A 23,578-nucleotide genomic window follows, 5' to 3' on the forward strand; every position below is an offset into this window, starting at 1 on the left:
GGCACGACTGAAGCGGCCGGCCGACTAGCCGTCGGTGCAGCCCCAACTCCCGCGCCCGGTAACGGAGTAGACGCTTTCCCGCACGCGGTGTAGCGCAGCTCACATTCCCTGGCTTACGGTCCTCCCGTCATCGCATGGACGTGGAGGACACACCGGTGCGTACCGCTTCTCCTAGAACCATCATTCTGTGGACCGCCGTCGCCCTGGTGGGCGCGGCCGGCTGGTCCGTACTCGCGCTCTCCCGCGGCGAGGAGATCTCCGCCGCGTGGATGGTGGCCGCCGCCCTCGGGACGTACGCCATCGCCTACCGCTTCTACGCGAAGTTCATCGCCAACAAGGTGCTGAAGGTCGACGCGAAACGGGCCACGCCCGCCGAGCGGCTCAACAACGGCATCGACTTCCACCCCACCGACCGGCGCGTGCTCCTCGGGCACCACTTCGCGGCCATCGCGGGGGCCGGTCCACTGGTGGGCCCCGTGCTCGCGGCGCAGATGGGGTATCTGCCGGGCACCATCTGGATCATCGTCGGCGTGATCTTCGCGGGCGCCGTCCAGGACATGGTCGTGCTGTTCTTCTCGACGCGGCGCGACGGGCGTTCGCTCGGGCAGATGGCGCGCGAGGAGATCGGCCCGTTCGGCGGGGCCGCCGCCCTGGTCGCCGCCTTCGCCATCATGATCATCCTCCTCGGGGTGCTCGCCCTGGTCGTGGTGAACGCGCTGGCCGAGTCGCCTTGGGGCACCTTCTCCATCGCGATGACCATCCCGATCGCGCTGCTCATGGGCTTCTATCTGCGGGTACTGCGCCCCGGGCGGGTCACCGAGGTGTCGCTGATCGGCGTCGCGCTGCTGCTGATCGCGCTCATCGCGGGCCGCTGGGTCGCCGAGTCCTCGTGGTCGGACACCTTCACGCTCGCGCCGTCGACGCTCGTGATCTGGATGGTGATCTACGGGTTCGTCGCCTCGGTCCTGCCGGTGTGGATGCTGCTCGCCCCGCGCGACTATCTGTCGACGTTCATGAAGCTCGGCACCATCGCGCTGCTCGCCATCGGCGTCGTGGTCGCGCTGCCGACGCTGAAGATGGACCCGGTCACCGACTTCGCCTCGCGCGGCGACGGCCCGGTCTTCGCGGGCTCGCTGTTCCCCTTCGTCTTCATCACCATCGCGTGCGGCGCGCTCTCCGGCTTCCACGCGCTGATCTCCTCCGGTACGACGCCGAAGATGATCCAGAAGGAGACGCAGGTCCGGATGATCGGCTACGGCTCCATGCTGATGGAGTCGTCGGTGGCCGTGATGGCGCTGGTCGCCGCCTCGATCATCGATCCGGGCCTGTACTTCGCGATGAACGCGCCCGCCGGAGTCATCGGCGACAGCGTGCAGTCCGCGTCGCAGGCCGTCGCCGGCTTCGGGTACTCGATCTCGCCCGCGGAGCTCGCGCAGGCCGCGAAGAACGTCGAGGAGTCGAGCCTGCTGTCCCGTACGGGCGGTGCGCCGACGCTCGCCGTCGGCGTCTCGGAGATCTTCTCGCAGGTCACCGGGGGCGGGCTGCGCTCCTTCTGGTACCACTTCGCGATCATGTTCGAGGCGCTGTTCATCCTGACCGCGCTCGACGCGGGCACGCGCGTGGGCCGCTTCATGCTCCAGGACATGCTCGGCAACGTCTACAAGCCGTTCAAGAACATCAGCTGGAAGCCGGGGCTCCTGCTCACCAGCGCCGTCGTCGTCGGCCTGTGGGGTTACTTCCTGTGGATCGGCGTGCACGAACCGCTCGGCGGGATCAACCAGCTCTTCCCGATCTTCGGCATCTCCAACCAGCTGCTCGCCGCGGTCGCCCTCGCCGTCTGTACGACGCTGCTGGTGAAGTCGGGGCGGCTCAAGTGGGCCTGGATCACCGGGGTCCCGCTGATCTGGGACACCGTCGTGACGCTGACCGCCAGCTGGCAGAAGGTGTTCTCCTCCGATCCGCGCGTCGGCTTCTTCCAGCAGCGCTCGAACTACCAGGACGCCATCGACGACGGGAAGATCCTGCCGCCCGCGAAGACCATGGACGACATGCACACCGTGGTCACCAACTCCACGGTGGACGGCGTCCTTTCGGCCGCGCTCGCCCTCCTCATCGTCGTGGTGGTCCTCGACGCGCTGCGGGTATGCGTGAAGCACGTACGGAATCCGCAGTCGTCGAAGCTGAGCGAGGCGCCGTACGTCGAGTCCACGCTGGTGGCACCGGCCGGGCTCGTCCCCACGCAGGAGGAGAAGGCGGAGGCGCGCGATGCCGGCGTCGGCAGTTCTACGGGTGGCTAGGTATGTGCGGTGGTTCGTCCGGGAGTTGACGGACGAGAGCGCGTACGAGCGGTACGTGACGCACCTCGGGCAGACCCACCCGGGTGCGTCCGTGCCGTCCCGGCGCGACTTCGAGCGCATGCGGACGGACCGCCAGGAATCGGATCCCCGACAGGGGTTCCGCTGCTGCTGAGCGGGCCCGGCGGCCCGTCCGTTATCCGGACGGGGGTTCCATAGATCAAGACTCTCGCTTAGATTTCCCGGGCGTTAAACATGAGATAAGTGGGATCTCTGATCAGCGAGGGGAACGGAACGTCGAATGTCCGATGCGCCTGAAGTGAAACAACCGGTGGTCACGCCGGTCCGCGTGATCATTGCACTCTGTCTGGTCGCACCGTTCGTCGCGATGCTCTGGGTCAGCTCCTACGCGAGGGTCGAACCGACCTTCATCGGCGTCCCGTTCTTCTACTGGTACCAGATGCTCTGGGTGCTCGTCTCGACCGCGCTCACGATGATCGCGTACAAGCTGTGGCAGCGCGATCAGCGTGCCCGCAAGGTCACTTCCGAAGGGACGGGCGCGTGAACGGCGGCGTCAACGGTGTCGCGCTCACCGTCTTCATCATCTTCTTCGTGGCCGTCACGGTCATGGGCTTCCTCGCCGCGCGCTGGCGCAAGGCCGAGAACGACTCGCTCGACGAATGGGGCCTGGGCGGCCGCTCGTTCGGCACCTGGGTCACCTGGTTCCTGCTCGGCGGCGACCTCTACACCGCGTACACCTTCGTCGCCGTCCCCGCGGCGATCTACGCGGCCGGCGCCTCCGGCTTCTTCGCGGTGCCGTACACGATCCTGGTGTACCCGCTGATCTTCACGTTCCTGCCGCGCCTGTGGTCGGTCTCGCACAAGCACGGGTACGTGACGACCTCGGACTTCGTACGCGGCCGCTTCGGCTCCAAGGGCCTCTCGCTCGCGGTCGCCGTCACCGGCATCCTCGCCACGATGCCGTACATCGCGCTCCAACTGGTCGGCATCCAGGCCGTTCTCGACGTGATGGGCGTCGGCGGCGGCGAGAACACCAACTGGTTCATCAAGGACCTGCCGCTGCTGCTCGCCTTCGGCGTGCTGGCCGCGTACACGTACTCCTCGGGCCTGCGGGCGCCCGCGCTGATCGCGTTCGTCAAGGACGGCCTGATCTACCTCGTGATCGCGGTCGCCATCATCTACATCCCGATCAAGCTCGGCGGCTTCGAGCACATCTTCGCCGCGGCGAGCGACAAGTTCGACGCCGCGAACGAGACGGCGGGCAAACCGGTCGCCGGGCTCGCGCCGGGCTCCTCGGGCACCTGGACGTACGCGACGCTCGCCATCGGCTCCGCCCTCGCGCTGTTCATGTACCCGCACTCGATCACGGCGACCCTGTCGTCCAAGAGCCGCAACGTGATCCGCCGCAACACCACGATCCTGCCGCTGTACTCCCTGATGCTCGGCTTCCTCGCGCTGCTCGGGTTCATGGCGATCGCGGCCGGGATCAAGGTGCAGAACGGGCAGTTGGCGATCCCGCAGCTGTTCGAGGACATGTTCCCCGACTGGTTCACGGGCGTCGCGTTCGCCGCCATCGGCATCGGCGCGCTGGTCCCCGCGGCCATCATGTCCATCGCCGCCGCGAACCTGTTCACGCGCAACATCTACAAGGACTTCATCAAGCCGGACGCGACGCCCGCGCAGGAGACCAAGGTCTCCAAGCTGGTGTCGCTGCTCGTGAAGGTGGGCGCGCTGGCCTTCGTCCTGACCATGGACAAGACCGTCGCCATCAACTTCCAGCTGCTCGGCGGCATCTGGATCCTTCAGACCTTCCCGGCGCTCGTCGGCGGCCTGTTCACCCGCTGGTTCCACCGGTGGGCGCTGCTCGCCGGCTGGGCGGTCGGCATGGTGTACGGCACGCTCGCCGCGTGGGGTGTCGCGTCGCCGACGCAGAAGCACTTCGGCGGCTCGTCGGCTGAGATCCCCGGCATCGGTGAGATCGGCTACATCGGCTTCACCGCGTTCGTCCTCAACGTCGTCGTCACCGTCGTCGCGACCTTCGTCCTGAAGGCGCTCAAGGCCCCGGACGGCGTCGACGAGACGACCCCCGCGGACTACACGGCCGACGCCGGCGACAAGGGCGTCCAGGTCGACCTTCCGACGGTCGGCGCGGGCACCGGTCACTGACCCTCGCGTACGTGACATGTGTCGGCCCCTCCACGGCGGAGGGGCCCGACACATTTTCCGAAACACGTTGCGGCCGCGGCCGGGCGTCGCGTAACCATGGCGACGTGATCAGAACAGTGCGCCCCGAAGAGTACGCCGCGCTCGGCGAGTTGAGTGCCCGCGCCTACCTGGGCAGCGGCCTCCTCGCGTTCGGCGAGGACGACTGGTACGCCGCCGAACTGCGCGACGTCGAGAAACGCGCGCGGCAGGCCGAGGTCCTCGTCGCCGACGACCCCCAAGGCCGGGTCCTCGGCGGCGTCACCTACGTCCCCTCGCACGACCACCCGTACGCGGACCTGGCCCGCCCCTCGGAGGCCGAGTTCCGGATGCTGGCCGTCGCCGTCGAGGCGCGCGGGAAGGGCGTCGGCGAGGCGCTCGTGCGGGCCGTGATCGACCGGGCCCGCGCCGCCGGGAAGACGGCCGTGGTGCTCTGCACACAGCCGCTCGCGACCGCCTCGCACCGCCTCTACGAACGCCTCGGCTTCAGGCGGATCCCGGACCGCGACTGGTCCCCGATCCCGGAAGTGACGCTGCGGGCGTACGAGTTGAAGCTGGCGGCGGACTGAGGCATCGGCGCGCATCGGCGCCCGGACCGCCACCGACACACAACATATGGTGCTGAAGCGAAGACCCGACACAACATGTATGCTCGCTCTCGCTGTCACCACAGGGGAATCCGGTGCGAATCCGGAACTGTCCCGCAACGGTGTACGTAGGCGCACATAAACGCCCGCGTGAGTCCGATGACCTGTCGACGGCACGCCCGAGCCGACCGGCCCGGGCGTCGACGACGTCCGGGCCTCGCGGAAAGGGCCGGTGGACGAGGGCCCGCCATCGCGCGCCCGCGCTGCCACCTCCTCCCCGCAGGCCTCGGGGCCTGCCGTCACACTCGCGTCTGCCCCGCGACGTCTGGCACGCACGCTCGCCGCGTTGCGGGCCGGGCCTAGTAGCTCCGCTACGAGGCCCGGCCCGCGCCTTGCGATCGCACGCACCAGACGCCCCGGAGCCGCCCTTTGGGCGACAACGCGAGTGTGACGGCAGGCCCCGCCCGAGCGAGGGAGAGCCTCCACGTGACCATCGCGCCCGCCGATCCTGCTTCAGCCGAGGTCGGTGCCCCCGGTGCCGCGCTGCTGCGCAGCCTGACGGACCTCACCGCCGACCTTCCCGACGCCGACCCCGGCCGGATCGCGGCCGCCGCGCTGCGCGGCCGTTCGGCACGGGCCGATGAGGCGGAGCTGCGCGATCTCGCCACCGAGGCCGCCGCCGGGCTGATCTCCGAGGACCCCGCCTACTCCCGGCTCGCCGCCCGCCTGCTCACCCGCTCCATCGCCGCGGAGGCCGCCTCGCAGGGCGTCACGTCCTTCACCGAGTCGGTCGCCGTCGGCCACCGCGAGGGCCTGATCGCGGACCGCACGGCCGAGTTCGTACGGGTGCACGCCGCGCGCCTCGACGCACTGATCGACGTCGCGGGCGACGACCGCTTCGGCTACTTCGGCCTGCGCACCCTGCACAGCCGCTACCTGCTGCGCCACCCCATCACCCGGCACGTCATCGAGACCCCGCAGCACTTCATGCTGCGCGTGGCCTGTGGCCTCGCCGAGGACGACACCGTCCGCGCCCTGGACGAAGTCGCCGCGCTCTACGGCCTGATGAGCCGCCTCGACTACCTCCCCTCCTCCCCCACCCTCTTCAACTCCGGCACCCGCCACCCCCAGATGTCGAGCTGCTACCTGCTCGACTCCCCGCTCGACGAGCTCGACTCGATCTACGACCGGTACCACCAGGTCGCCCGCCTCTCGAAGCACGCGGGCGGCATCGGCCTCTCGTACTCCCGCATCCGCAGCCGCGGCTCGCTGATCCGCGGCACGAACGGGCACTCCAACGGCATCGTCCCGTTCCTCAAGACCCTCGACGCCTCGGTCGCCGCCGTGAACCAGGGCGGCCGCCGCAAGGGCGCGGCCGCGGTCTACCTGGAGACCTGGCACTCCGACATCGAGGAGTTCCTGGAGCTGCGCGACAACACCGGCGAGGACGCGCGCCGCACCCACAACCTGAACCTCGCGCACTGGATCCCCGACGAGTTCATGCGCCGGGTCAACGCGGACCAGCCCTGGTCGCTGTTCTCCCCGGCCGACGTGCCCGACCTCGTCGACCTCTGGGGCGACGAGTTCGACGCCGCGTACCGCGACGCCGAGGCCCGCGGTCTCGCCCAGAAGACCATCCCCGCCCGGGACCTGTACGGCCGCATGATGCGCACCCTCGCGCAGACCGGCAACGGCTGGCTGACCTTCAAGGACGCCGCCAACCGCACGGCCAACCAGACGGCCGAGCCGGGCCACACGGTCCACTCCTCCAACCTCTGCACGGAGATCCTGGAGGTGACGGACGACGGGGAGACGGCCGTCTGCAACCTGGGTTCGGTGAACCTCGGCGCCTTCGTCGTCGAGGGCGACATCGACTGGGAACGCCTCGACGAAACGGTCCGCACGGCCGTCACCTTCCTCGACCGCGTCGTGGACATCAACTTCTACCCGACCGACCAGGCGGGCCGCTCCAACGCCCGCTGGCGCCCCGTGGGCCTGGGCGCGATGGGCCTCCAGGACGTCTTCTTCAAGCTGAAGCTCCCCTTCGACTCGGCGGAGGCCCGCGCCCTCTCCACCCGCATCGCGGAACGCGTCATGCTCGCGGCCTACGAGGCGTCTGCCGACCTGGCCGAACGCAACGGCCCCCTCCCCGCCTGGGAGAAGACCCGTACGGCGCGCGGCGTCCTGCACCCCGACCACTACGACGTACAGCTGACGTGGCCGGAACGCTGGGCGGCGCTGCGCGAACGTATCGCGTCGGTCGGCATGCGCAACTCCCTCCTCCTCGCCATCGCGCCCACCGCCACCATCGCCTCGATCGCCGGCGTCTACGAGTGCATCGAGCCCCAGGTCTCCAACCTCTTCAAGCGCGAGACGCTGTCGGGCGAGTTCCTCCAGATCAACGGATACCTGATCGACGAGCTGAAGAAGCTCGGCGTGTGGGACGCGCAGTCGCGCGAGGCGCTGCGGGAGTCCAACGGCTCGGTGCAGGGCTTCACTTGGATCCCCGAAGAGGTCCGCGCCCTCTACCGCACGGCGTGGGAGATCCCGCAGCGCGGCCTGATCGACATGGCGGCGGCGCGCACCCCGTTCCTCGACCAGGCCCAGTCCCTGAACCTCTTCCTGGAGACGCCCACCATCGGCAAGCTCTCCTCGATGTACGCGTACGCCTGGAAGTCGGGCCTGAAGACGACGTACTACCTGCGCTCACGCCCGGCGACGCGCATCGCGCGGGCGGCGGGCAACAGCACCGTCCCCACGCAGACCGCGACCCCGGCGACCCCGGACCCCGACGCGGTCGCCTGCTCCCTGGAAAACCCCGAGTCCTGCGAGGCCTGCCAGTAATGAACGTTCCTACAGAGAAGAACCTGCTCGACCCGGGCTTCGAACTGACCCTGCGCCCCATGCGCTACCCGGACTTCTACGAGCGCTACCGCGACGCCATCAAGAACACGTGGACGGTGGAGGAGGTCGACCTCCACTCGGACGTCGCCGACCTCGCGAAGCTGTCGCCCGGCGAGCAGCACATGATCGGCCGACTTGTCGCGTTCTTCGCGACGGGCGACTCGATCGTCGCGAACAACCTGGTCCTCACGCTCTACAAGCACATCAACTCTCCCGAGGCGCGGCTGTACTTGAGCCGCCAGCTGTTCGAGGAGGCCGTGCACGTCCAGTTCTACTTGACGCTGCTCGACACCTACCTCCCTGACCCGGAGGACCGGACGGCGGCCTTCGCGGCGGTGGAGAACATCCCGTCCATCCGCGAGAAGGCGGCATTCTGCTTCAAGTGGATGGACTCCGTCGAGAAGATGGACCGCCTGGAGTCCCAGGCGGACCGCCGCCGCTTCCTCCTCAACCTGATCTGCTTCGCGGCGTGCATCGAGGGCCTGTTCTTCTACGGTGCGTTCGCGTACGTGTACTGGTTCCGGTCGCGGGGTCTGCTGCACGGGCTGGCCACGGGGACCAACTGGGTCTTCCGGGACGAAAGCATGCACATGGCCTTCGCCTTCGACGTCGTCGACACGGTCCGCAAGGAGGAGCCGGAACTCTTCGACGACGAGCTCCAGCAGCAGGTCACGGCCATGATGCGGGAGGCGGTCGACGCGGAGCTGCAGTTCGGGCGCGACCTGTGCGGTGAGGGTCTGCCGGGCATGAACACCGAGTCGATGCGCCAGTACCTGGAGTGCGTCGCCGACCAGCGCCTCCAGCGGCTCGGCCTGGCGCCCGTCTACGGCTCGGAGAACCCGTTCTCCTTCATGGAGCTCCAGGGTGTCCAGGAGCTGACCAACTTCTTCGAGCGGCGGCCTTCGGCGTACCAGGTCGCGGTCGAGGGCTCGGTCGGGTTCGACGAGGAGTTCTAGGTCCCCTAGGCGACCTTGGTGAACTCGGCGCGGCGGGACCGGAGTTCGGCGTCCCGCCGCGCCTGCTGGATCTGCCGGTCGATCCGCCGGTCGCGTGCCATCCCGTACAGGGACGGGGCGGCCAGGAGGAGGAAGACGAAGAGGACTGCGAAGTAGTTCATCGCTGTGTTCATGTCCTCTACTGTCCGCCCGTCCGTGGCCGCACGGCAGTGGCAGGACTGTCAGCAACCCTCGAATTACTGCCACGTATGCGGCACACTGTCAGGCATGCTGAAAAACGTGGCCGCCGTGCTGCTGGACGGCGTGCACCCCTTTGAACTCGGCGTCGTCTGCGAGGTGTTCGGCCTCGACCGCAGCGACGCCGGGCTGCCCGTGTACGACTTCGCGGCCGTCTCCACCGAGGGACCCTCGCTCACCACGCACGTGCCGGGCATGACGGTCTCCACCCCGCACGGCCTCGAACGGCTCGCGGAGGCCGACCTCATCACGATCCCCTCGGCGGGGCGGCGGTTCGGCCAGTACCCGCCGGAACTGCTCGACGCGCTGCGGCAGGCAGTCGACCGGGGCGCGCGCGTACTCAGCCTCTGCGCCGGGGTGTTCGTCCTCGGCGAGGCCGGGCTGCTCGACGGCCGCCGGTGCGCGGTCCACTGGCGGTACGCGCGCGAGCTCGCCGTCGCCTACCCGCGCACCCGCGTCGACCCCGATGTGCTGTACGTCGACGAGGGCCCGGTCATCACCTCCGCAGGGACGGCCGCGGGCATCGACGCCTGCCTCCACATCGTCCGGACCGAGCACGGCTCCGAGGTCGCCAACGCGATAGCCCGCCGCATGGTCGTCCCGCCGCACCGCGACGGCGGCCAGGCCCAGTACGTGGAGCGCCCGCTGCCGGCGACGCGCTGCGACACCGTGGGCGGGGTGCTGGCGTGGATGGAGCGGCATCTGGGAGAGCCGGTGACCGTGGAGGAGCTGGCGGCGCGGGCGCACATGTCGCCGCGTACGTTCGCGCGGCGCTTCCAGCAGGAGACCGGCACGACCCCGTACCGCTGGCTGCTGCGCCAACGCGTCCTGTTCGCCCAGGAGTTGCTGGAGGGCACGGACGAGACGGTCGACGCGATCGCGTTCCGCGCCGGGTTCGGCAACGCGGCGGCCATGCGCCATCAGTTCATGAAGGCGCTGGGCACGACGCCCAACGCCTTCAGAAGGACGTTCCGGGTGAAGCTCGCCTCCTAGGTCCCGGTCGCCGGCCTGTCAGTCGCGGGCCTTCACCCGCAGGTTCCCGTTCTTGGGGCCGATGGTGATCCCCAGCTTGGCCCTCGCGTCGGTCTCGGGGACCTGCTCGAACCGCCACCGGGACACCAACGTGCCGAGTATCAGCGCGAGTTCGACCATGCTGAAGTGATCACCCGGGCACTTGCGGTTGCCGGTGCCGAACGGCTGGTGCGCCACGTTCGCCACGTCCGTGACGCGCTCCGGCAGCCAGCGGTCGGGGTCGAAGACGTTCACGTCGTCGAACGAGCGCGGGTCGTGCTGCATCGCGTACGGGCTGTAGACGATGTCCGTCCCGGCCGGAATGCGATACCCACCGAGCGTCGTATCGACCGCCGAAATGCGCGTGAATATCCACACGCTGGGGCGAATGCGCATCGACTCGGTGAGGAGGTTCCGCATATATGCGAGTTTCCCGATGTCACCGAAAGCCACCTGCCTGGCGCCACCGGTAGCCGATTCAACCTCTTGGTACAACCGGCTTTCATGGTCGGGGTGTTCGGCGAGGAGCCCGAGCGTCCATGCCAGCGTCTTGGAGACATTCTCGCCGCCGGCCAACAGGAGGGCGAGAACCTGATCGTGGATCTCTTGGTCGGTGACCGCTTCCCCGTCATCGTCGTGCGCGTCGAGCAATGCCGCGAGAAGGTCTCCGGTGTCGATTCCCTCGGCCGCCTGAGCCCTTCGCTCGACGATGATCTCGTCGACCATGCGGTGCAATTCGGCCATCGCGCGCTCGAAACGCCGATTGGCGGGCAGGGGCAGCCGGTACAGCGGTCCGAAGGAGAGGATCATCCGCCGGTACATACCGGCGAAGACCGTGCCCATCGTCTCGCCGAGGCGGTCCGAGCGGTCGTCCTCCGCGTCGATGTGCAGCATGGCGCGGGCCGTGATCCGGGCCGCCAGGCGGAACATCTCGGCGTTGATGTCGACGGTCTGCCCGTCCTGCCAGCGGTCGGCCGCGGCCTGTGCCTCCTCCGCCATCAACGAGGCGTAGTCGGCCATCCGCTCGGCCCGGAACGCGGGCTGGATGGCGCGGCGCTGGCGCCGGTGCTTCTGCCCGTTGCTGCTCGCCACGCCCTCGCCGAGAAGCACCTCAAGGGTGTCCCACATCGCGCCGCCGATGAGGAAGTCCGGGCTCTTGAGGAGCTTCTCGACCAGTACGGGGTCGCAGACCGCGAAGACCGTCTTGGGGCCGAGCCGCAGCCGGACGACGTCGCCGCCGTCCCGCAGCCGGGTCAGGAAGGCCAGCGGGTCGCGGAGCATCTGCGGGGCGTGGCCGAGCAGCGGCGCACCGCCGGGCGCGAGCGGCGGCAGCGACGCTCCCGCCTGGCCGGGCGCCGGGGGCGGCAGCGTGGATTCCACGGTCATGCGCACTCACCTGCCTGTTCGGGGACCCGGTCAGGGATCCGGTGGGGAGCCTGCCTCGGGACGCGGCCCGCGCCGGGCACGGGGGCAGCGCCGACGGGCTCGTCGCTGACGTACGGCGGATTGCTGCGGTCCTCCCAGTCATCGACCTGATAGCGGCCCGACTCGTGGTGGAACCAGTAGACGGAACTGAACCAGTTCCGCATGTTCTCCAGGCATGACCTCATGGCCACGGAGAGGTCTTTTCCTTTTTCTCCGAGCGTCTCGACGCCGTCCGCGATGTTACCGACCTCGATTTCCGCCTCCAGGAAATCGTCGACACATCCGAGGACCCGGCGCCGAACTTCCGCCGTGGCTTCGGGAACGGAAAGCCCCTCGTGCTCGATGAGGCTTATCCCGAGGTTGTGGAATTCGTTTCCCGCGAGTTCCTTGGGGAGCGAACACAGGTCGTTGTACCAGGCGGAGAAATCCTGGAAGGCAAGTGCCGCGCGCACGAACGCCGGTGTTTTGCGCACCCACGCCGGGAGTTCGTACTGCGCCGTCGCCTCCAGCAGATCTATCCAGATCCAGTGCGCGAAGGTCTGCCGGCGCAACTCTATGTACGCGTCGACGCCGGGAACGGTCCCCGTCGTCCGGTTCCTGAACTCCTGGTCGTACGCGTCGATCACCGGGTGGAAATGGCGGGCGAACCGCACGTTCCAGGTGTGGCTCATCGAGCCGTAGAACCGCTGGAAGCAGTCGGCGAACCCCGCGACCAGCGGATCCCTGTGGTTCAGATGGAGCTCGGGCGCCTCGGTCGCCGCGTGCAGCTGGGCGACGAGCCGCCGCCAGCCGTCCGCTCGGCCGTGGATCACGTCGCGGTCGTGCCGGTCGTCCCAGGCGAAGAACCACGCGCTGTAGTCGCTGATCGTCGCGAGCAGTTCGTCCGGGGCGCCGATGTAGTAGCCCGCGACGAGGTCCGAATAGCACAGATCGTCGGCATACTTGGCCACCTTGTCCGGTGGCATGAGCCCCATTTCCAGGAGCCAGGACCTGGTCCTTCCCTGGAGCTCTGGCCAATACGGGTGCAGTCTGCGAGGAAACCCACCCTCGATCACCGGAAGCGCCACAGCCGTCGGAACCGACGTTTGTGAGAAAGCAGGCACGTAGTAACCCCTCTCTGTGGCCTGCAGCGCGCGCCCCTCCCGCGGTGCCGGTCGCGCGCCGTCGTGTAACCCCGCGCTTTCTATTGAGCACCATAACTGACCGCGCTGGGAACGGATTTGCTCCCCTCACTACCCCACACTTCCCGATTCTTCACGTGCGGTGACCGGATTCGGGCGGTACGCGGCCGGGCTCCACACCTCTGCCCGCACATGCGAACGGCGCCCGGCCGGAGGTCACTTCCGTACCGGGCGCCGCGTGACGCCTACGACTCCCCTACAGGGAGCGCCAGTTGCTCAGCTGTTGGGGACCACCGGGTAACGCGGCGTCCCCTCCTCCATCTGCTTCAACGCGCCCTTGCGCTCCCGCTTCGACAGCCGGTCGATGTACAGGTACCCGTACAGGTGGTCCGTCTCGTGCTGAAGGCAGCGCGCGAAGTAGCCGGTGCCACGCACCGTGATCGGGTTGCCCTTCTCGTCCCGGCCGTCGACCACCGCGTAGTCGGGGCGGGCGAGTTCGGCGTACGCCGTCGGCACGGACAGGCAGCCCTCGTTGGAGTCGTCGAGGCGCCGCTGCTCGGTGGGCAGCTCGCGCAGGACCGGGTTGCACACGACGCCGGTGTGCCGCGCGCCGTCGTCGTCCGGGCAGTCGTACACGAAGACCTTCAGGTCCACACCGACCTGGTTGGCGGCGAGGCCCACGCCCTCGGCGGTGTGCTGGCTCGCGAACATGTCGTCGACGAGCTTCGCGAGCTCGTCGTCGAACTCGGTGACGTCCTTGCACTCCTTGTGCAGCACCGGGTTCCCGACGACGGTGATCGGCCGCGACGTGCCGCGCTCCCGGTACGCCGCCTCCCGTGCCTCGCAGTCCTCGGTGTCGATGACGAAGCCCTCTTCGTCCACGGGGAGGACCCCATCGGTGTGCTGCTGATCGGTGTCCTGCTGAGCCATGACGGAGGCGGGCCTTCCTGGGAAACGGGGTGAGAATGCTGGTTAACAGGGTACGGGGGCCCGGCGGCGCGGCTCAGCACACCTCTTCGAGATCCCGCCAGTCACGGGAGTCCGGCGAATCCGCGACCCACCCGTCGAGCATTCCGCGCACCAGGGAGGCCGGCGCGGCCACCCCGCACTCCCGCTCCGGCACCCACAGCTGCCCGTCGGTCCGGTGCCCGAGGGGCCCGGGGTGCCCCGGCTCGCTGTGGTCGTGCGGATCGAGATGCGTGCCGTCCCCCTCGTCGGACGGCATCCGCGACTCCGAGCACGTCCGGCACAGCAGCCGTACGGAGGACGACCAGTCCTCGGCGGCGAAGCCCGCGTCGGCGGCAAGCCGCTCCAGCGCGTCCCGGTCGTCCTCGGTGGCGGCCTCAAGGAGCACCACCCAGGTGGGGACCGGCGAGGGCGCCCACAGCTCGATCTCGTCGAACACCGGGTACGAGTGCCCGGACGCCGTGGTCCGCTCGCCGTGCGGGACGCCGTCGTGCAGCACGACCTCGCCCCAGCGCCGCCCGGACGACGGCAGCGGGATGGAGAGCAGCTCGATGCGCGCGGGGTCGAGCCTGCGCCCCCACACGACCTCCGCCTCGCCCTCCGGCGAGAGCCGCACGGCGGCGCTCCCGAGGTCCATCCCGGTCGGCTCCCCGGCAGCGGCGGCGCCGCCCGGCACCTTCAGCCCGTACGCCTGCCAGGCCCTGCGCGCGAGCGGCCAGTCCTGCAGGGCGGTGGCGGCGATGCCCACGTTCCACCAGTCCGGTGCCCCGCCCTCCTTCTCGAGCAGGGCGACGGCCCGCAGGCCCGTGCTGCGGGCCTGCTCCCAGTCGTGCCGGAACTTGTGCAGCAGCGCGAGGTTGAACCAGGACTCCGACAGCCAGGGCTCCAGGTCGGCGGCGCGCGTGAGCAGCGCTCCCGCGTCCTCGTACCGGCCGTCGCCGATCAGCGTGAACGCGCGATCCGTGGCCTGCCGCCAGGAGGCGGAGGGCCGGTGCCGTCCCTTGCCGAAGATCCTCACGATTCCCGCCTGCCGATACTCGGGGCTGTGCCCCAGGACGCCGCGTTCTGTGCGTTTTCTGCCTTGCTTCGCATCCAACCACGTACGGTCGGACGACCGCTCATTACCCATGGGTTACCCAACCGACCCTAGGCTCAGACCGGGCTGGGACACCACTCTGGCCAGCGCTTCCACGACCTCCGGCTGGTACTCCCGGCCCGTGGCCAGACGCAGGCTTTCCAGGGCCCTGAGCGGCCCCTGTGGTCCCTGTTCCCTCGCCATCTCGTCGTACGCGTTCGCTGTCCGCACAATCCGGGCGGTGAGCGGCTGCTCGCGGTACGGGTCGGCCTGCCGCTCGACCACCACGGCCACCTGGGTGTCCACCCCGGTCTGGCGGACGACGGCGCCGCCGAGCAGGGCTATCCGCCGCTGCTGGGCGGGCGGCAGCGCGGCGGTGGCGCCCTCGGCCACCGGGTCGACGAGCGAGAGCTGCCCGATGTCGTGCATCAGCGCCGCGTACTCCAGGACCGACAGGTCCGGCTGCGAGAGCCCCAGGTCGCGGCCGACGGCCCGGCTGAGCGCGGCCACCCGGCGGGCGTGCCCGTGCGGCGTGTAGCCGGCGATCTCGGTGGCGCGGGCCAGTGAGGTGATGGTCTGCCGGTACGTCGCCTTGACCACGGCGTACCGGCGGAACGCCAACTGGGTGAGCAGCAGCGGCAGGCTGATCAGGGGCAGCGCCCACAGCCCGGCGACGGCGACGGCGAGCGCCATGACGGCCCCCGTCGCACACACGGCGGAGCCGATCCCGAGCATCGCCCGCAGCTCGTCGCGCAGCAGCGGGCCGAACGGCCACGCCGTCCTGGCGTGCGCCATGACGGCGGCGAGCACGGCATCGCACAGCGCGGTCAGCACCAGCAGCCCGACGATCAGCAGTGCGTAGGACGCCCCGTCGCCGAACCACTTGGCCAACACGCCTTCGTTGTAGAGCGGTTGGAAGCAGACGGCGGCGAACCCGACGGTGAGCACGCGCCGCGTCACGTGGTCGAGCGAGGCGCCCTTGCCGCGCGCCACATGCGGTATGCAGCCGACGAGCGTTCCGGCGACGACGATCGCGACGACCTGCAACGCGCCGTGGTGCGTGGGCCGCCCCGCGACCTCCCCGAGCAACGCGTACGCGAGCGCCCCCGCGGCCCCGAGCGGCGCGGCCTCCCGGTCCTCGGCGCCGCCCCACCGCGCCAGCTCCCCCACGGCGACGAGCACCCCGAACGCCAGCGCGTTCCCCCGCTCGACGACGCCGTGCCACACGGTGTCCCCCAGGGCCGTGGCGGCGAGCACCACGGCGATCCCGAACACCACGACGAGCAGTCCGGGCACGCGTCCCGCCCGGGGCGAGCCGTCCCTTTCGGTGCGGTGCTCCGGCTCGGCCCGCGTCACAGGGACGCCGCCGGAGGGACGGCGACGCTTTCCGGACGTGGCGCGGGCACCACCGTCTCGTCCGCCGTGACCACGGGATGCCACCCGTCGCGCTCAAGCACCCGCACCAGCGCCCCCACCATCAGCGGATCGAACTGCGACCCGGCACACCGCTCCAGCTCCGCCAGCGCCACCGTGACGGGCCGCGCCCGCGAATACGTCCGCGTGGAGGTCATCGCGTCGAACGCGTCCGCCACCGCCACCACGCGCGCGAACTCCGGGATCTGCGCCCCCGCGAGCCCGTACGGGTACCCGCTCCCGTCGAGCCGCTCGTGGTGATGCAGGATCGCGGCCCGTGCCTCGCCCAGGAACGCGATCCCCCGCACCATCTCGTGCCCGTACTCGGGATGCAGCTGAATGACCTCGCGCTCCTCGGGTGTCAGTGGCCCGTCCTTGCGCAACAGGCGTGTGGGCACGCCGAGTTTCCCCACGTCGTGCAGGATCCCGGCGAACCGCAGCGCCTCCACCCGCTCCCCCGCCATCCCGAGCTCGCGGGCGATCATCATCGACGCCTGTCCGACCCGCTCGCTGTGCCCGCGCGTGTACCCGTCCTTGATGTCGACGGCCTGGACGAGCGCCCGGATCGTGGCCTGGTGGGCCGACCACTCCCGCTGGTACTGGGCGAACATCCAGCAGGAGATGTACATCGGCAGGAGCACGAGCAGCGCGGCGAGCGGACCGTACGAACTCGTCCACATCGTCGCCATCACGAGCCCGGCGAGCCCGTGCGCGGCGACCGGCGCGAGCATCCGCAGGAAGAGGCCGCGCCAGGCGCTGCGCAGCGGCACCCGCTCCGCGCAGGCGAGCACGCCCCCGTCGAGCACGGTGAGCGCGCCGCAGAACGCGAGGACCGCGGCCCCACCGGGTACGAGCGCGTAAGGGAACTGGGGGTCGGCGACCGCGTCGGGCCCGCCGAGCGCGCCGAAGACGCGCGCCGCGGCCCAGGAGGCGAGGGCGAGTTGGGCCGCGCGCCACGTCTTGCGCAGCCACGCGGGCCGCCGCTCGACAGAGGTGAGCAGGGCGCCTGGCAGGGCGACGAGCGCGGCGGCGGCCGGCGGCAGCAGGAACGCCCCTGCGAGCAGTACGGGAAAGAAGGTGCCCATCCCCTTGGGCGCGCGCCGTCCGACGAGCCGGCAGCGGCCGAGCTGCTCACATCCCGCGTAGAGGAACGCGAGCAGCGCGACGCCGGGCCAGGATGTGGCGGCGGAGAACGCGGGGGCGGCGCAGACAGCGGCGGCACCGGCGGTCAGGAGCACATACGCACGGGCCACAGGCGGAACCGACCGCATGCCCCAACTCCCTCCCCAAGGCGTCCAGTTCAGGGAGGATAGGACGGGCGGGAAGGTGCTCGCGCCGCATCGCGGGGATTGCCGGGGCCTCGGGCCCCGGATTCGCACGATCGGGTGAACGGGGCCCGGAAAGGCCCTCATTCATCAGGCACTTCAGGCGAGCGGGTTGCCCATGCCCTCTTCGGGCGTGACCTGGCCCGAGCGGATCACTTCGATCCGCCCCATGACCTTGGCCCGCAGATCGGTGGGCACGTCGTCCTGACCGCAGCACCGCTTCACCAGCTTCTTCACGGCCTGCTCCAGGCCGTACTTCTCCAGGCACGGGGAGCACTCCTCGAAGTGCACCTCGAACTTGGTGCAGTCACTGTCCGGCATCTCGTGGTCGAGGAACTCGTAGAGATGGTCCAGGACTTCACTGCAGTCCGTTTCGTGCGGCTCTCCGCAGCTCATGAGCCTGAGCCTTTCGCTTCGTTCGCCTGGCCGGCACCGGCCGGGACGAGCCCGCGGTCACGGGCGTAGTCCTCGAGCATGCCGCGCAACTGGCGACGGCCACGGTGCAGCCGGGACATCACCGTACCGATAGGTGTTCCCATGATGTCCGCGATCTCCTTGTACGCAAAGCCCTCTACGTCGGCGAGATAGACCGCGATGCGGAATTCCTCGGGGATCGCCTGGAGGGCCCGCTTCACGTCCGAGTCGGGCAGGTGGTCGAGCGCCTGCGACTCGGCGGAGCGCAGACCGGTCGACATGTGCGACTCGGCGCGCGCCAGCTGCCAGTCCTCGATCTCCTCGGCGGCACTGCGCTGGGGCTCGCGCTGCTTCTTGCGGTACGAGTTGATGAAAGTGTTCGTCAGGATCCGGTACAGCCACGCCTTGAGGTTCGTGCCCTCACGGAACTGGTGGAACGAGGCGTACGCCTTCGCGTACGTCTCCTGCACCAGGTCCTCGGCGTCCGCCGGGTTGCGCGTCATGCGCAGGGCCGCCGAATACATCTGGTCGAGGAATTCCAGCGCGTCCCGCTCGAAGCGCGCGTTGCGCTCGGCGGTGCTCTCCTCGTTCCCGGGAGTCTCCGGGCGCGCCTCCGCCTGGCCGTGCTCGGCCCCTGCGTCGGTCCCTGTGACCGGACCCACCTCCTCAAGCGACGTCGCGGGGACGAACGAGACCCCGCTCGAATCGGAGGATAGACGACGATCCGGTCCGCCCGCCGCCCGAACGGAAGCGGTCTTGGCCGCGCTCAGCACGCTCCACTCCAGGTCAGGAGCGGTGGCACGGCTGGGGCAAGCGACTGAACCCATGCGGCGGACTTCCTCTCGTACGAACTGATGTCACCGACAGTCCGGACAACAGTGGTCCCGCCCTCAACATTCCCGGCCGCTAGACGAGTGACCCGGTCCACTTCGTGACCGCGTCGGTGATGACGGCGAGGGCCTCGTCCTGGGTGATGTCCGCGCGCTTCGGTACGGCGAAGCCATGGTCCCCGTAGGGGACTTCGGTGAGCTCGTACGCGCCGCCCTCCGGGAACTCGGCGGGCCTGCCGAAGGGGTCGTTGCCGCCCTGTACGACGAGGGTGGGCACGCCCGCGCCGAGGAGTTCGTCGGCGCGGGACTTCTCCGGCTTGCCCGGCGGGTGCAGCGGGAAGCTGAGCGCGAGGACGGCGGCGGCGCCGAGTTCCCCGGCGGTGCGGCAGGCGACGCGGGCGCCGGCGCTGCGGCCCGCGGCGATCACCGGGAGTCCGGGCTTCTCCAGGGCGGGCCAGATGCCCCGCCACCCCTTGTCGAGCGTCTTCGGGGCGGGCGCGAGCTTCTTCCCCGCGACGCGCCAGGGCTGCTCGACGAGGGCGACGCTCACTCCGTGGGCGGGCAGGGTCGCGGCGAGGGCCTGAAGGTCCCGGGCCTCGATGCCACCTCCTGCGCCGTGGCTCGCGGCCAGCACCAGCTTCGGCCTCTTGGCGGGGTACCAGGTGATGCGGGCGTCGCCGGTTTCCGTGGGAACGATCTCGGTACGTGTCACCCGGCCATAGTGCATCGGACATCAAGCCCGCTCTGGGACGAGAGCCCGCGGGGTCCGGGGCAGAGCCCCGCGACGTCAACCCCGGCCCACCGCACACGGTCAGAAGAGCGTCCCCTCCTCCGGCCCCTCCAGCTCCTTCAAAAGCTCCGGTCCGTTGTTGCGCACATTGCTCACCGCCGTGGACACGGGATACGCGCGCATCAGCCCCTCCGGAGGAGGGGCGAGGAGCGAGCGGAGGTCCTCCACGTCCGTACGGGCCGGGTCCAGCCAGTCGTCCCACCGGTCCGGCGTCAGCACCAGCGGCATCCGGGGGTGGATGTCGGCGAGCGTGTGCGGCCCGTCCTTGGGCGCGACGCCGAGCGGGGCGGTCTCCGCCTCCGTGGTGATCACGGAGCACGTCACCCACCAGGCCAGCGGGTGCTCGTCCGGGAGCGTGCGGTCGTGCCAGAACTCGTAGAGGCCGGCCATCGCGAAGACCGAGCCGTCCGCGGGCGTCACGAAGTACGGCTGCTTGCGCGGCCGCTTCTTCTTGCCCTCGACCTCCAGGTCGCGCTCGGTGGCCTCGGTCACCCACTCGTAATAGCCGTCGGCGGGCAGGACGCAGCGTCGCGTGGTGAAGGCCCGGCGGAACGAGGGCTTCTCGTGCACGGTCTCGGCCCGCGCGTTGATCATGCGGGCGCCGCCCTCCGGCGTCCTGGACCACGACGGCACGAGCCCCCACTTGAGCTTGCGGAGCTGGCGAACCGGACGCTGGTCCTCAGCGTCTTTCACGGGGCGGTCGAGAACCGCGTAGACCTCCTTAGTAGGAGCCACATTGAAGTCGGCCTCATAGGCCTCCTCCGGCTCCCACTTCTCGATCTCAAAGATTCCTGCGAGATCCTCGGGCCTGCGACTCGATGCATAACGTCCGCACATACGTGCCACAGTGCCAGATGCCGACCCGCCACCGAACCCGAACGGGAGCAGCCTCCACCCATGGACTCCAGCCTCTGGGACCGGATCTTCGGAACCCAGTCCGACCCCGACCAGTGGGTGACGATCGCCACCGCCGTCGTCGCGCTCGCCGCGATCGTCCCGCACACCGTCTGGCGGCTGACCCGGAACGCCATCACGATCGCCCACGAGGGCGGCCACGGCCTGATCGCGCTCCTCATGGGCCGCAGGCTCGACGGCATCCGGCTGCACTCCGACACCAGCGGCCTGACCGTCAGCCGGGGCAAGCCGACCGGGATCGGCATGGTCCTGACCGCGGCCGCCGGGTACACGGCCCCGCCGCTGCTCGGTCTCGGCGGCGCGGCGCTGCTCTCCGAGGGGCACATCACGCTGCTGCTGTGGCTGGCCACGGCGCTGCTCGTGGCGCTGCTCGTGATGATCCGGAACGCGTACGGGGCGCTGACCGTGGTGGTCACGGGCGGCGCCTTCGTCCTCGTGTCCTGGCTCGCGGGGCCGCAGGTCCAGGCCGCCTTCGCGTACACCGTCGTCTGGTTCCTGCTCCTCGGTGGCGTACGCCCCGCCTTCGAGCTGCAGCGCAAGCGCCGCAGGGGAGGCGCCGGCGACTCCGACGCCGACCAGCTCTCGCGCCTCACGCACGTCCCCGCGGGAATGTGGCTGTTCTTCTTCCACGCCGTCTCACTGTGCGCACTGCTCGGCGGTGGCCGCTGGCTGCTGGGGCTGTGAGCAGGTGCCTTCCCGGGGGCCGACTAGAGTTGGGGCATGACCACGAATCCGGCCCACACCGCCCTCTGGCCCGCCCCTCTCGCGAGCGGAGCCGTCGACGCGACTGTTCAGGTGCCGGGATCCAAATCCGTCACCAACCGGGCACTCGTGCTCGCCGCGCTCGCCGCGGAGCCGGGCTGGCTGCGCCGCCCGCTGCGCTCCCGCGACACGCTGCTGATGGCGGCCGCGCTGCGCGAGATGGGCGTGGGCATCGAGGAAGGCGTGGGGCCCGACGGGTCGGGTGAGGCGTGGCGCGTCATCCCGTCCGGCCTTCAGGGACCCGTCACGGTCGACGTCGGCAACGCGGGCACCGTGATGCGCTTCCTGCCGCCGGTCGCCACGCTCGCCGACGGGCCGATCCGGTTCGACGGCGACCCCCGTTCGTACGAGCGTCCGCTGCACGGCGTGATCGACGCGCTGCGCGCGCTCGGCGCCCGGATCGACGATCGCGATTTCGGGAGCCCCGGCGCGCTGCCGCTGACGGTGCACGGCGGGGGCGCCCTGGAGGGCGGCCCGGTGGAGATCGACGCTTCGTCGTCGTCCCAGTTCGTCTCGGCCCTGCTGCTGTCGGGCCCGCGCTTCAACCAGGGGGTCGAGGTCCGGCACACGGGCTCGGCGCTCCCCTCCATGCCGCACATCCGCATGACGGTCGACATGCTGCGCGCGGTCGGCGCCCAGGTCGACACCCCGGAGTCGGGCGGCGAGCCGAACGTGTGGCGGGTCACGCCCGGCGCCCTGCTCGGCCGGGACATCACCATCGAGCCGGACCTCTCGAACGCCCAGCCGTTCCTGGCCGCGGCCCTGATCACCGGCGGCAAGGTGACGATCCCCGACTGGCCGGAGCACACCACGCAGCCCGGCGACGCGCTGCGGGACATCTTCACGCAGATGGGCGGTCGCTGTGAACTGACCGAGCGGGGCCTCGAATTCACCGGCTCCGGCTCGATCCACGGCATTGACGTCGACCTGAGCGAGGTCGGCGAGCTGACCCCCGGCATCGCCGCGGTGGCCGCCCTGGCCGACTCCCCGTCCACCCTGCGCGGCGTCGCCCACCTGCGCCTGCACGAGACGGACCGGCTGGCCGCGCTCACCAAGGAGATCAACGAGCTGGGCGGTGACGTGACGGAGACCTCCGACGGTCTTCACATCCGCCCGCGCAAGCTGCACGGCGGGATCTTCCACACGTACGACGACCACCGCATGGCCACCGCGGGCGCGATCATCGGCCTCGCGGTCAAGGACGTACAGATCGAGAACGTGGCGACCACCGCGAAGACGCTGCCGGACTTCCCCGACATGTGGGCCGCGATGCTCGGGACCGACCGGGCGTAGGGGCACACCGCGATGCGCCGCTACGGCAAGCACACCGACGAGGACGACATCCGCCAGCGCCCGAACCGCAAGGGCAACCGGCCGCGGAGCAACATCCGTCCCAAGCACGAGGACGCGGCCGAGGGCATGGTCCTCACGGTCGACCGCGGCCGCCTCACCGTCCTCATCGACGACGTCCCGGTGACCGCGATGAAGGCCCGTGAGCTGGGCCGCAAGGCGGCGGTCGTGGGCGACCGGGTCTCCGTCGTCGGTGATCTGTCCGGCAAGAAGGACACCCTCGCGCGCATCGTCCGCATCGGTGGGCGCAGCTCCCTGCTGCGCCGCACGGCGGACGACGACGACCCGTACGAGCGGGTGGTCGTCGCCAATGCCGACCAGCTGGCCATCGTCACCGCGCTCGCCGACCCGGAGCCGCGCCCGCGCATGATCGACCGCTGCCTGGTGGCGGCGTTCGACGGCGGCCTCACCCCGCTCCTCGTCCTGACGAAGTCGGACCTGGCCCCGCCGGACAAGATGCTCGAGCTGTACGGGGCGCTCGACATCCCGTACGTCGTCACGAGCCGCGAGGAGCTGGAGGACGGTACGGCCGTGGCGCGGGTGCGCGAGCAGCTCGACGGGAAGATCACGGCGTTCGTCGGCCACTCCGGTGTCGGGAAGACGACGCTGGTCAACGCCCTGGTGCCGGACGATCAGCGGCGTACGACGGGGCATGTGAACGCGGTGACAGGGCGCGGCAGGCACACGACGACGTCGGCGCTCGCGCTGCCGCTGTCGGGGGACGCGGGCTGGGTCGTCGACACGCCCGGCGTGCGGTCGTTCGGGCTGCACCACGTGGACCCCTCGCGCGTCATCAAGGCCTTCCCGGACCTGGAGCCGGGCACGGAGAACTGCCCGCGCGCGTGCAGCCACGACGAGCCGGACTGCGCCCTCGACGCCTACGTGGAGGAGGGGCACGCGGATCCGGCCCGGCTGTACTCGCTGCGCCGCCTCCTCGCGACCCGGGAGCGCAGGGACGGCGACTGAACTCGCACTTGTTT

At 70.1% G+C, this 23,578-nt stretch carries 22 protein-coding genes and 1 riboswitch; of the genes, 11 read left to right on the forward strand and 11 right to left on the reverse strand.

The window, feature by feature from the left end; all coding sequences use genetic code 11:
• Positions 1 to 155: 155 nt before the first annotated feature.
• The 7 genes from ACFYWS_RS04805 to ACFYWS_RS04835 all read left to right on the forward strand — a co-directional run bounded on the left by ACFYWS_RS04805 (position 156) and on the right by ACFYWS_RS04835 (position 8,964).
• Positions 156 to 2,297 carry a carbon starvation CstA family protein gene (locus ACFYWS_RS04805; protein WP_389271694.1) on the forward strand — a complete coding sequence of 714 codons (2,142 nt, stop codon included), beginning with the start codon at positions 156 to 158 and terminating at the stop codon, positions 2,295 to 2,297.
• Entirely contained in the window at positions 2,266 to 2,469 is a 204-nt protein-coding gene (locus tag ACFYWS_RS04810; RefSeq protein WP_389269592.1) for a YbdD/YjiX family protein, read from the forward strand. The genes ACFYWS_RS04805 and ACFYWS_RS04810 overlap by 32 nt, the downstream gene beginning before the upstream one ends.
• 126 nt (positions 2,470 to 2,595) lie before the next feature.
• Positions 2,596 to 2,859 carry a DUF3311 domain-containing protein gene (locus ACFYWS_RS04815; RefSeq protein ID WP_389269594.1) on the forward strand — a complete coding sequence of 88 codons (264 nt, stop codon included), beginning with the start codon at positions 2,596 to 2,598 and terminating at the stop codon, positions 2,857 to 2,859.
• Positions 2,856 to 4,481, forward strand: coding sequence for a monocarboxylate uptake permease MctP (gene mctP / locus ACFYWS_RS04820; protein ID WP_389269596.1), 1,626 nt, complete (start codon positions 2,856 to 2,858; stop codon positions 4,479 to 4,481). Before ACFYWS_RS04815 ends, mctP begins: the two co-directional genes overlap by 4 nt.
• Positions 4,482 to 4,585: 104 nt before the next feature.
• Positions 4,586 to 5,086, forward strand: coding sequence for a GNAT family N-acetyltransferase (locus ACFYWS_RS04825; RefSeq protein ID WP_389269598.1), 501 nt, complete (start codon positions 4,586 to 4,588; stop codon positions 5,084 to 5,086).
• Between the two features lie 104 nt (positions 5,087 to 5,190).
• A riboswitch (cobalamin riboswitch) is annotated at positions 5,191 to 5,269 on the forward strand.
• A gap of 321 nt (positions 5,270 to 5,590) precedes the next feature.
• Positions 5,591 to 7,948, forward strand: a complete 2,358-nt coding sequence (locus ACFYWS_RS04830) for a ribonucleoside-diphosphate reductase subunit alpha (protein ID WP_389269600.1) — start codon at positions 5,591 to 5,593, stop codon at positions 7,946 to 7,948.
• Entirely contained in the window at positions 7,948 to 8,964 is a 1,017-nt protein-coding gene (locus tag ACFYWS_RS04835; protein WP_389269602.1) for a ribonucleotide-diphosphate reductase subunit beta, read from the forward strand. Before ACFYWS_RS04830 ends, ACFYWS_RS04835 begins: the two co-directional genes overlap by 1 nt.
• Positions 8,965 to 8,969: 5 nt before the next feature.
• Here the strand turns inward: ACFYWS_RS04835 and ACFYWS_RS04840 are convergent, their stop codons facing one another.
• Positions 8,970 to 9,137, reverse strand: coding sequence for a hypothetical protein (locus ACFYWS_RS04840; RefSeq protein WP_389269604.1), 168 nt, complete (start codon positions 9,135 to 9,137; stop codon positions 8,970 to 8,972).
• 94 nt (positions 9,138 to 9,231) lie between these two features.
• On the opposite strand from ACFYWS_RS04840, the gene ACFYWS_RS04845 reads away from it, so the two are divergent.
• Positions 9,232 to 10,194, forward strand: a complete 963-nt coding sequence (locus ACFYWS_RS04845) for a GlxA family transcriptional regulator (RefSeq protein WP_389269606.1) — start codon at positions 9,232 to 9,234, stop codon at positions 10,192 to 10,194.
• Between the two features lie 18 nt (positions 10,195 to 10,212).
• Here ACFYWS_RS04845 and ACFYWS_RS04850 read toward each other — a convergent pair whose 3' ends face one another.
• The 10 genes from ACFYWS_RS04850 to ACFYWS_RS04895 form a co-directional block, all read right to left on the reverse strand.
• On the reverse strand, positions 10,213 to 11,598 hold the full coding sequence (locus ACFYWS_RS04850) for a cytochrome P450 (protein WP_389269608.1): 1,386 nt from the start codon (positions 11,596 to 11,598) through the stop codon (positions 10,213 to 10,215).
• Entirely contained in the window at positions 11,595 to 12,692 is a 1,098-nt protein-coding gene (locus ACFYWS_RS04855) for a multidrug MFS transporter (protein ID WP_389271696.1), read from the reverse strand. Before ACFYWS_RS04855 ends, ACFYWS_RS04850 begins: the two co-directional genes overlap by 4 nt.
• 342 nt (positions 12,693 to 13,034) lie before the next feature.
• Complete coding sequence (def, locus tag ACFYWS_RS04860) at positions 13,035 to 13,688, reverse strand: peptide deformylase (protein ID WP_389269610.1); 654 nt, start codon at positions 13,686 to 13,688, stop codon at positions 13,035 to 13,037.
• Between the two features lie 73 nt (positions 13,689 to 13,761).
• Positions 13,762 to 14,742: a tetratricopeptide repeat protein gene (locus ACFYWS_RS04865; RefSeq protein ID WP_389269612.1), complete on the reverse strand. Its 981-nt coding sequence runs from the start codon at positions 14,740 to 14,742 to the stop codon at positions 13,762 to 13,764.
• Positions 14,743 to 14,856: 114 nt separating this feature from the next.
• The gene (locus ACFYWS_RS04870) at positions 14,857 to 16,095 is read right to left on the reverse strand and encodes an HD-GYP domain-containing protein (RefSeq protein ID WP_389269614.1); all 1,239 of its coding nucleotides are present in this window, start codon (positions 16,093 to 16,095) and stop codon (positions 14,857 to 14,859) included.
• Positions 16,096 to 16,151: 56 nt separating this feature from the next.
• The gene (locus ACFYWS_RS04875) at positions 16,152 to 17,483 is read right to left on the reverse strand and encodes an HD-GYP domain-containing protein (protein ID WP_389269616.1); all 1,332 of its coding nucleotides are present in this window, start codon (positions 17,481 to 17,483) and stop codon (positions 16,152 to 16,154) included.
• A gap of 153 nt (positions 17,484 to 17,636) precedes the next feature.
• A complete protein-coding gene (rsrA, locus tag ACFYWS_RS04880) occupies positions 17,637 to 17,933 on the reverse strand; it encodes a mycothiol system anti-sigma-R factor (RefSeq protein ID WP_327661665.1) in 297 nt (98 codons plus the stop codon).
• Entirely contained in the window at positions 17,930 to 18,613 is a 684-nt protein-coding gene (sigR, locus tag ACFYWS_RS04885) for an RNA polymerase sigma factor SigR (protein ID WP_389271699.1), read from the reverse strand. The genes rsrA and sigR overlap by 4 nt, the downstream gene beginning before the upstream one ends.
• Positions 18,614 to 18,857: 244 nt before the next feature.
• Complete coding sequence (locus ACFYWS_RS04890) at positions 18,858 to 19,493, reverse strand: alpha/beta family hydrolase (RefSeq protein WP_389269619.1); 636 nt, start codon at positions 19,491 to 19,493, stop codon at positions 18,858 to 18,860.
• A 99-nt stretch (positions 19,494 to 19,592) separates the two neighbouring features.
• Complete coding sequence (locus ACFYWS_RS04895) at positions 19,593 to 20,408, reverse strand: SOS response-associated peptidase (protein ID WP_389269621.1); 816 nt, start codon at positions 20,406 to 20,408, stop codon at positions 19,593 to 19,595.
• Positions 20,409 to 20,468: 60 nt separating this feature from the next.
• On the opposite strand from ACFYWS_RS04895, the gene ACFYWS_RS04900 reads away from it, so the two are divergent.
• From ACFYWS_RS04900 to rsgA, 3 genes are read left to right on the forward strand one after another with little or no spacing between them, the layout of a single operon-like run.
• On the forward strand, positions 20,469 to 21,170 hold the full coding sequence (locus tag ACFYWS_RS04900) for a M50 family metallopeptidase (RefSeq protein WP_389269623.1): 702 nt from the start codon (positions 20,469 to 20,471) through the stop codon (positions 21,168 to 21,170).
• Between the two features lie 36 nt (positions 21,171 to 21,206).
• Positions 21,207 to 22,541, forward strand: a complete 1,335-nt coding sequence (gene aroA, locus ACFYWS_RS04905) for a 3-phosphoshikimate 1-carboxyvinyltransferase (protein ID WP_389269625.1) — start codon at positions 21,207 to 21,209, stop codon at positions 22,539 to 22,541.
• 12 nt (positions 22,542 to 22,553) lie between these two features.
• On the forward strand, positions 22,554 to 23,564 hold the full coding sequence (gene rsgA / locus ACFYWS_RS04910; RefSeq protein ID WP_389269627.1) for a ribosome small subunit-dependent GTPase A: 1,011 nt from the start codon (positions 22,554 to 22,556) through the stop codon (positions 23,562 to 23,564).
• The last annotated feature ends 14 nt before the right edge of the window (positions 23,565 to 23,578 follow it).

This window comes from Streptomyces sp. NPDC002795, assembly GCF_042888725.1.
Taxonomy (GTDB): Bacteria; Actinomycetota; Actinomycetes; order Streptomycetales; family Streptomycetaceae; genus Streptomyces.

Bases quoted from the DNA above. Each gene is read 5' to 3' on its own strand.
- ACFYWS_RS04810 (WP_389269592.1), top strand. From the start codon at position 2,266: ATGCCGGCGTCGGCAGTTCTACGGGTGGCTAGGTATGTGCGGTGGTTC.
- aroA (WP_389269625.1), top strand. From the start codon at position 21,207: ATGACCACGAATCCGGCCCACACCGCCCTCTGGCCCGCCCCTCTCGCG.
- rsgA (WP_389269627.1), top strand. From the start codon at position 22,554: ATGCGCCGCTACGGCAAGCACACCGACGAGGACGACATCCGCCAGCGC.
- ACFYWS_RS04895 (WP_389269621.1), bottom strand. From the start codon at position 20,408: ATGTGCGGACGTTATGCATCGAGTCGCAGGCCCGAGGATCTCGCAGGA.
- ACFYWS_RS04850 (WP_389269608.1), bottom strand. From the start codon at position 11,598: ATGACCGTGGAATCCACGCTGCCGCCCCCGGCGCCCGGCCAGGCGGGA.
- ACFYWS_RS04815 (WP_389269594.1), top strand. From the start codon at position 2,596: ATGTCCGATGCGCCTGAAGTGAAACAACCGGTGGTCACGCCGGTCCGC.
- ACFYWS_RS04845 (WP_389269606.1), top strand. From the start codon at position 9,232: ATGCTGAAAAACGTGGCCGCCGTGCTGCTGGACGGCGTGCACCCCTTT.
- ACFYWS_RS04875 (WP_389269616.1), bottom strand. From the start codon at position 17,483: ATGCGGTCGGTTCCGCCTGTGGCCCGTGCGTATGTGCTCCTGACCGCC.
- ACFYWS_RS04835 (WP_389269602.1), top strand. From the start codon at position 7,948: ATGAACGTTCCTACAGAGAAGAACCTGCTCGACCCGGGCTTCGAACTG.
- ACFYWS_RS04840 (WP_389269604.1), bottom strand. From the start codon at position 9,137: ATGAACACAGCGATGAACTACTTCGCAGTCCTCTTCGTCTTCCTCCTC.
- ACFYWS_RS04900 (WP_389269623.1), top strand. From the start codon at position 20,469: ATGGACTCCAGCCTCTGGGACCGGATCTTCGGAACCCAGTCCGACCCC.
- def (WP_389269610.1), bottom strand. From the start codon at position 13,688: ATGGCTCAGCAGGACACCGATCAGCAGCACACCGATGGGGTCCTCCCC.
- rsrA (WP_327661665.1), bottom strand. From the start codon at position 17,933: ATGAGCTGCGGAGAGCCGCACGAAACGGACTGCAGTGAAGTCCTGGAC.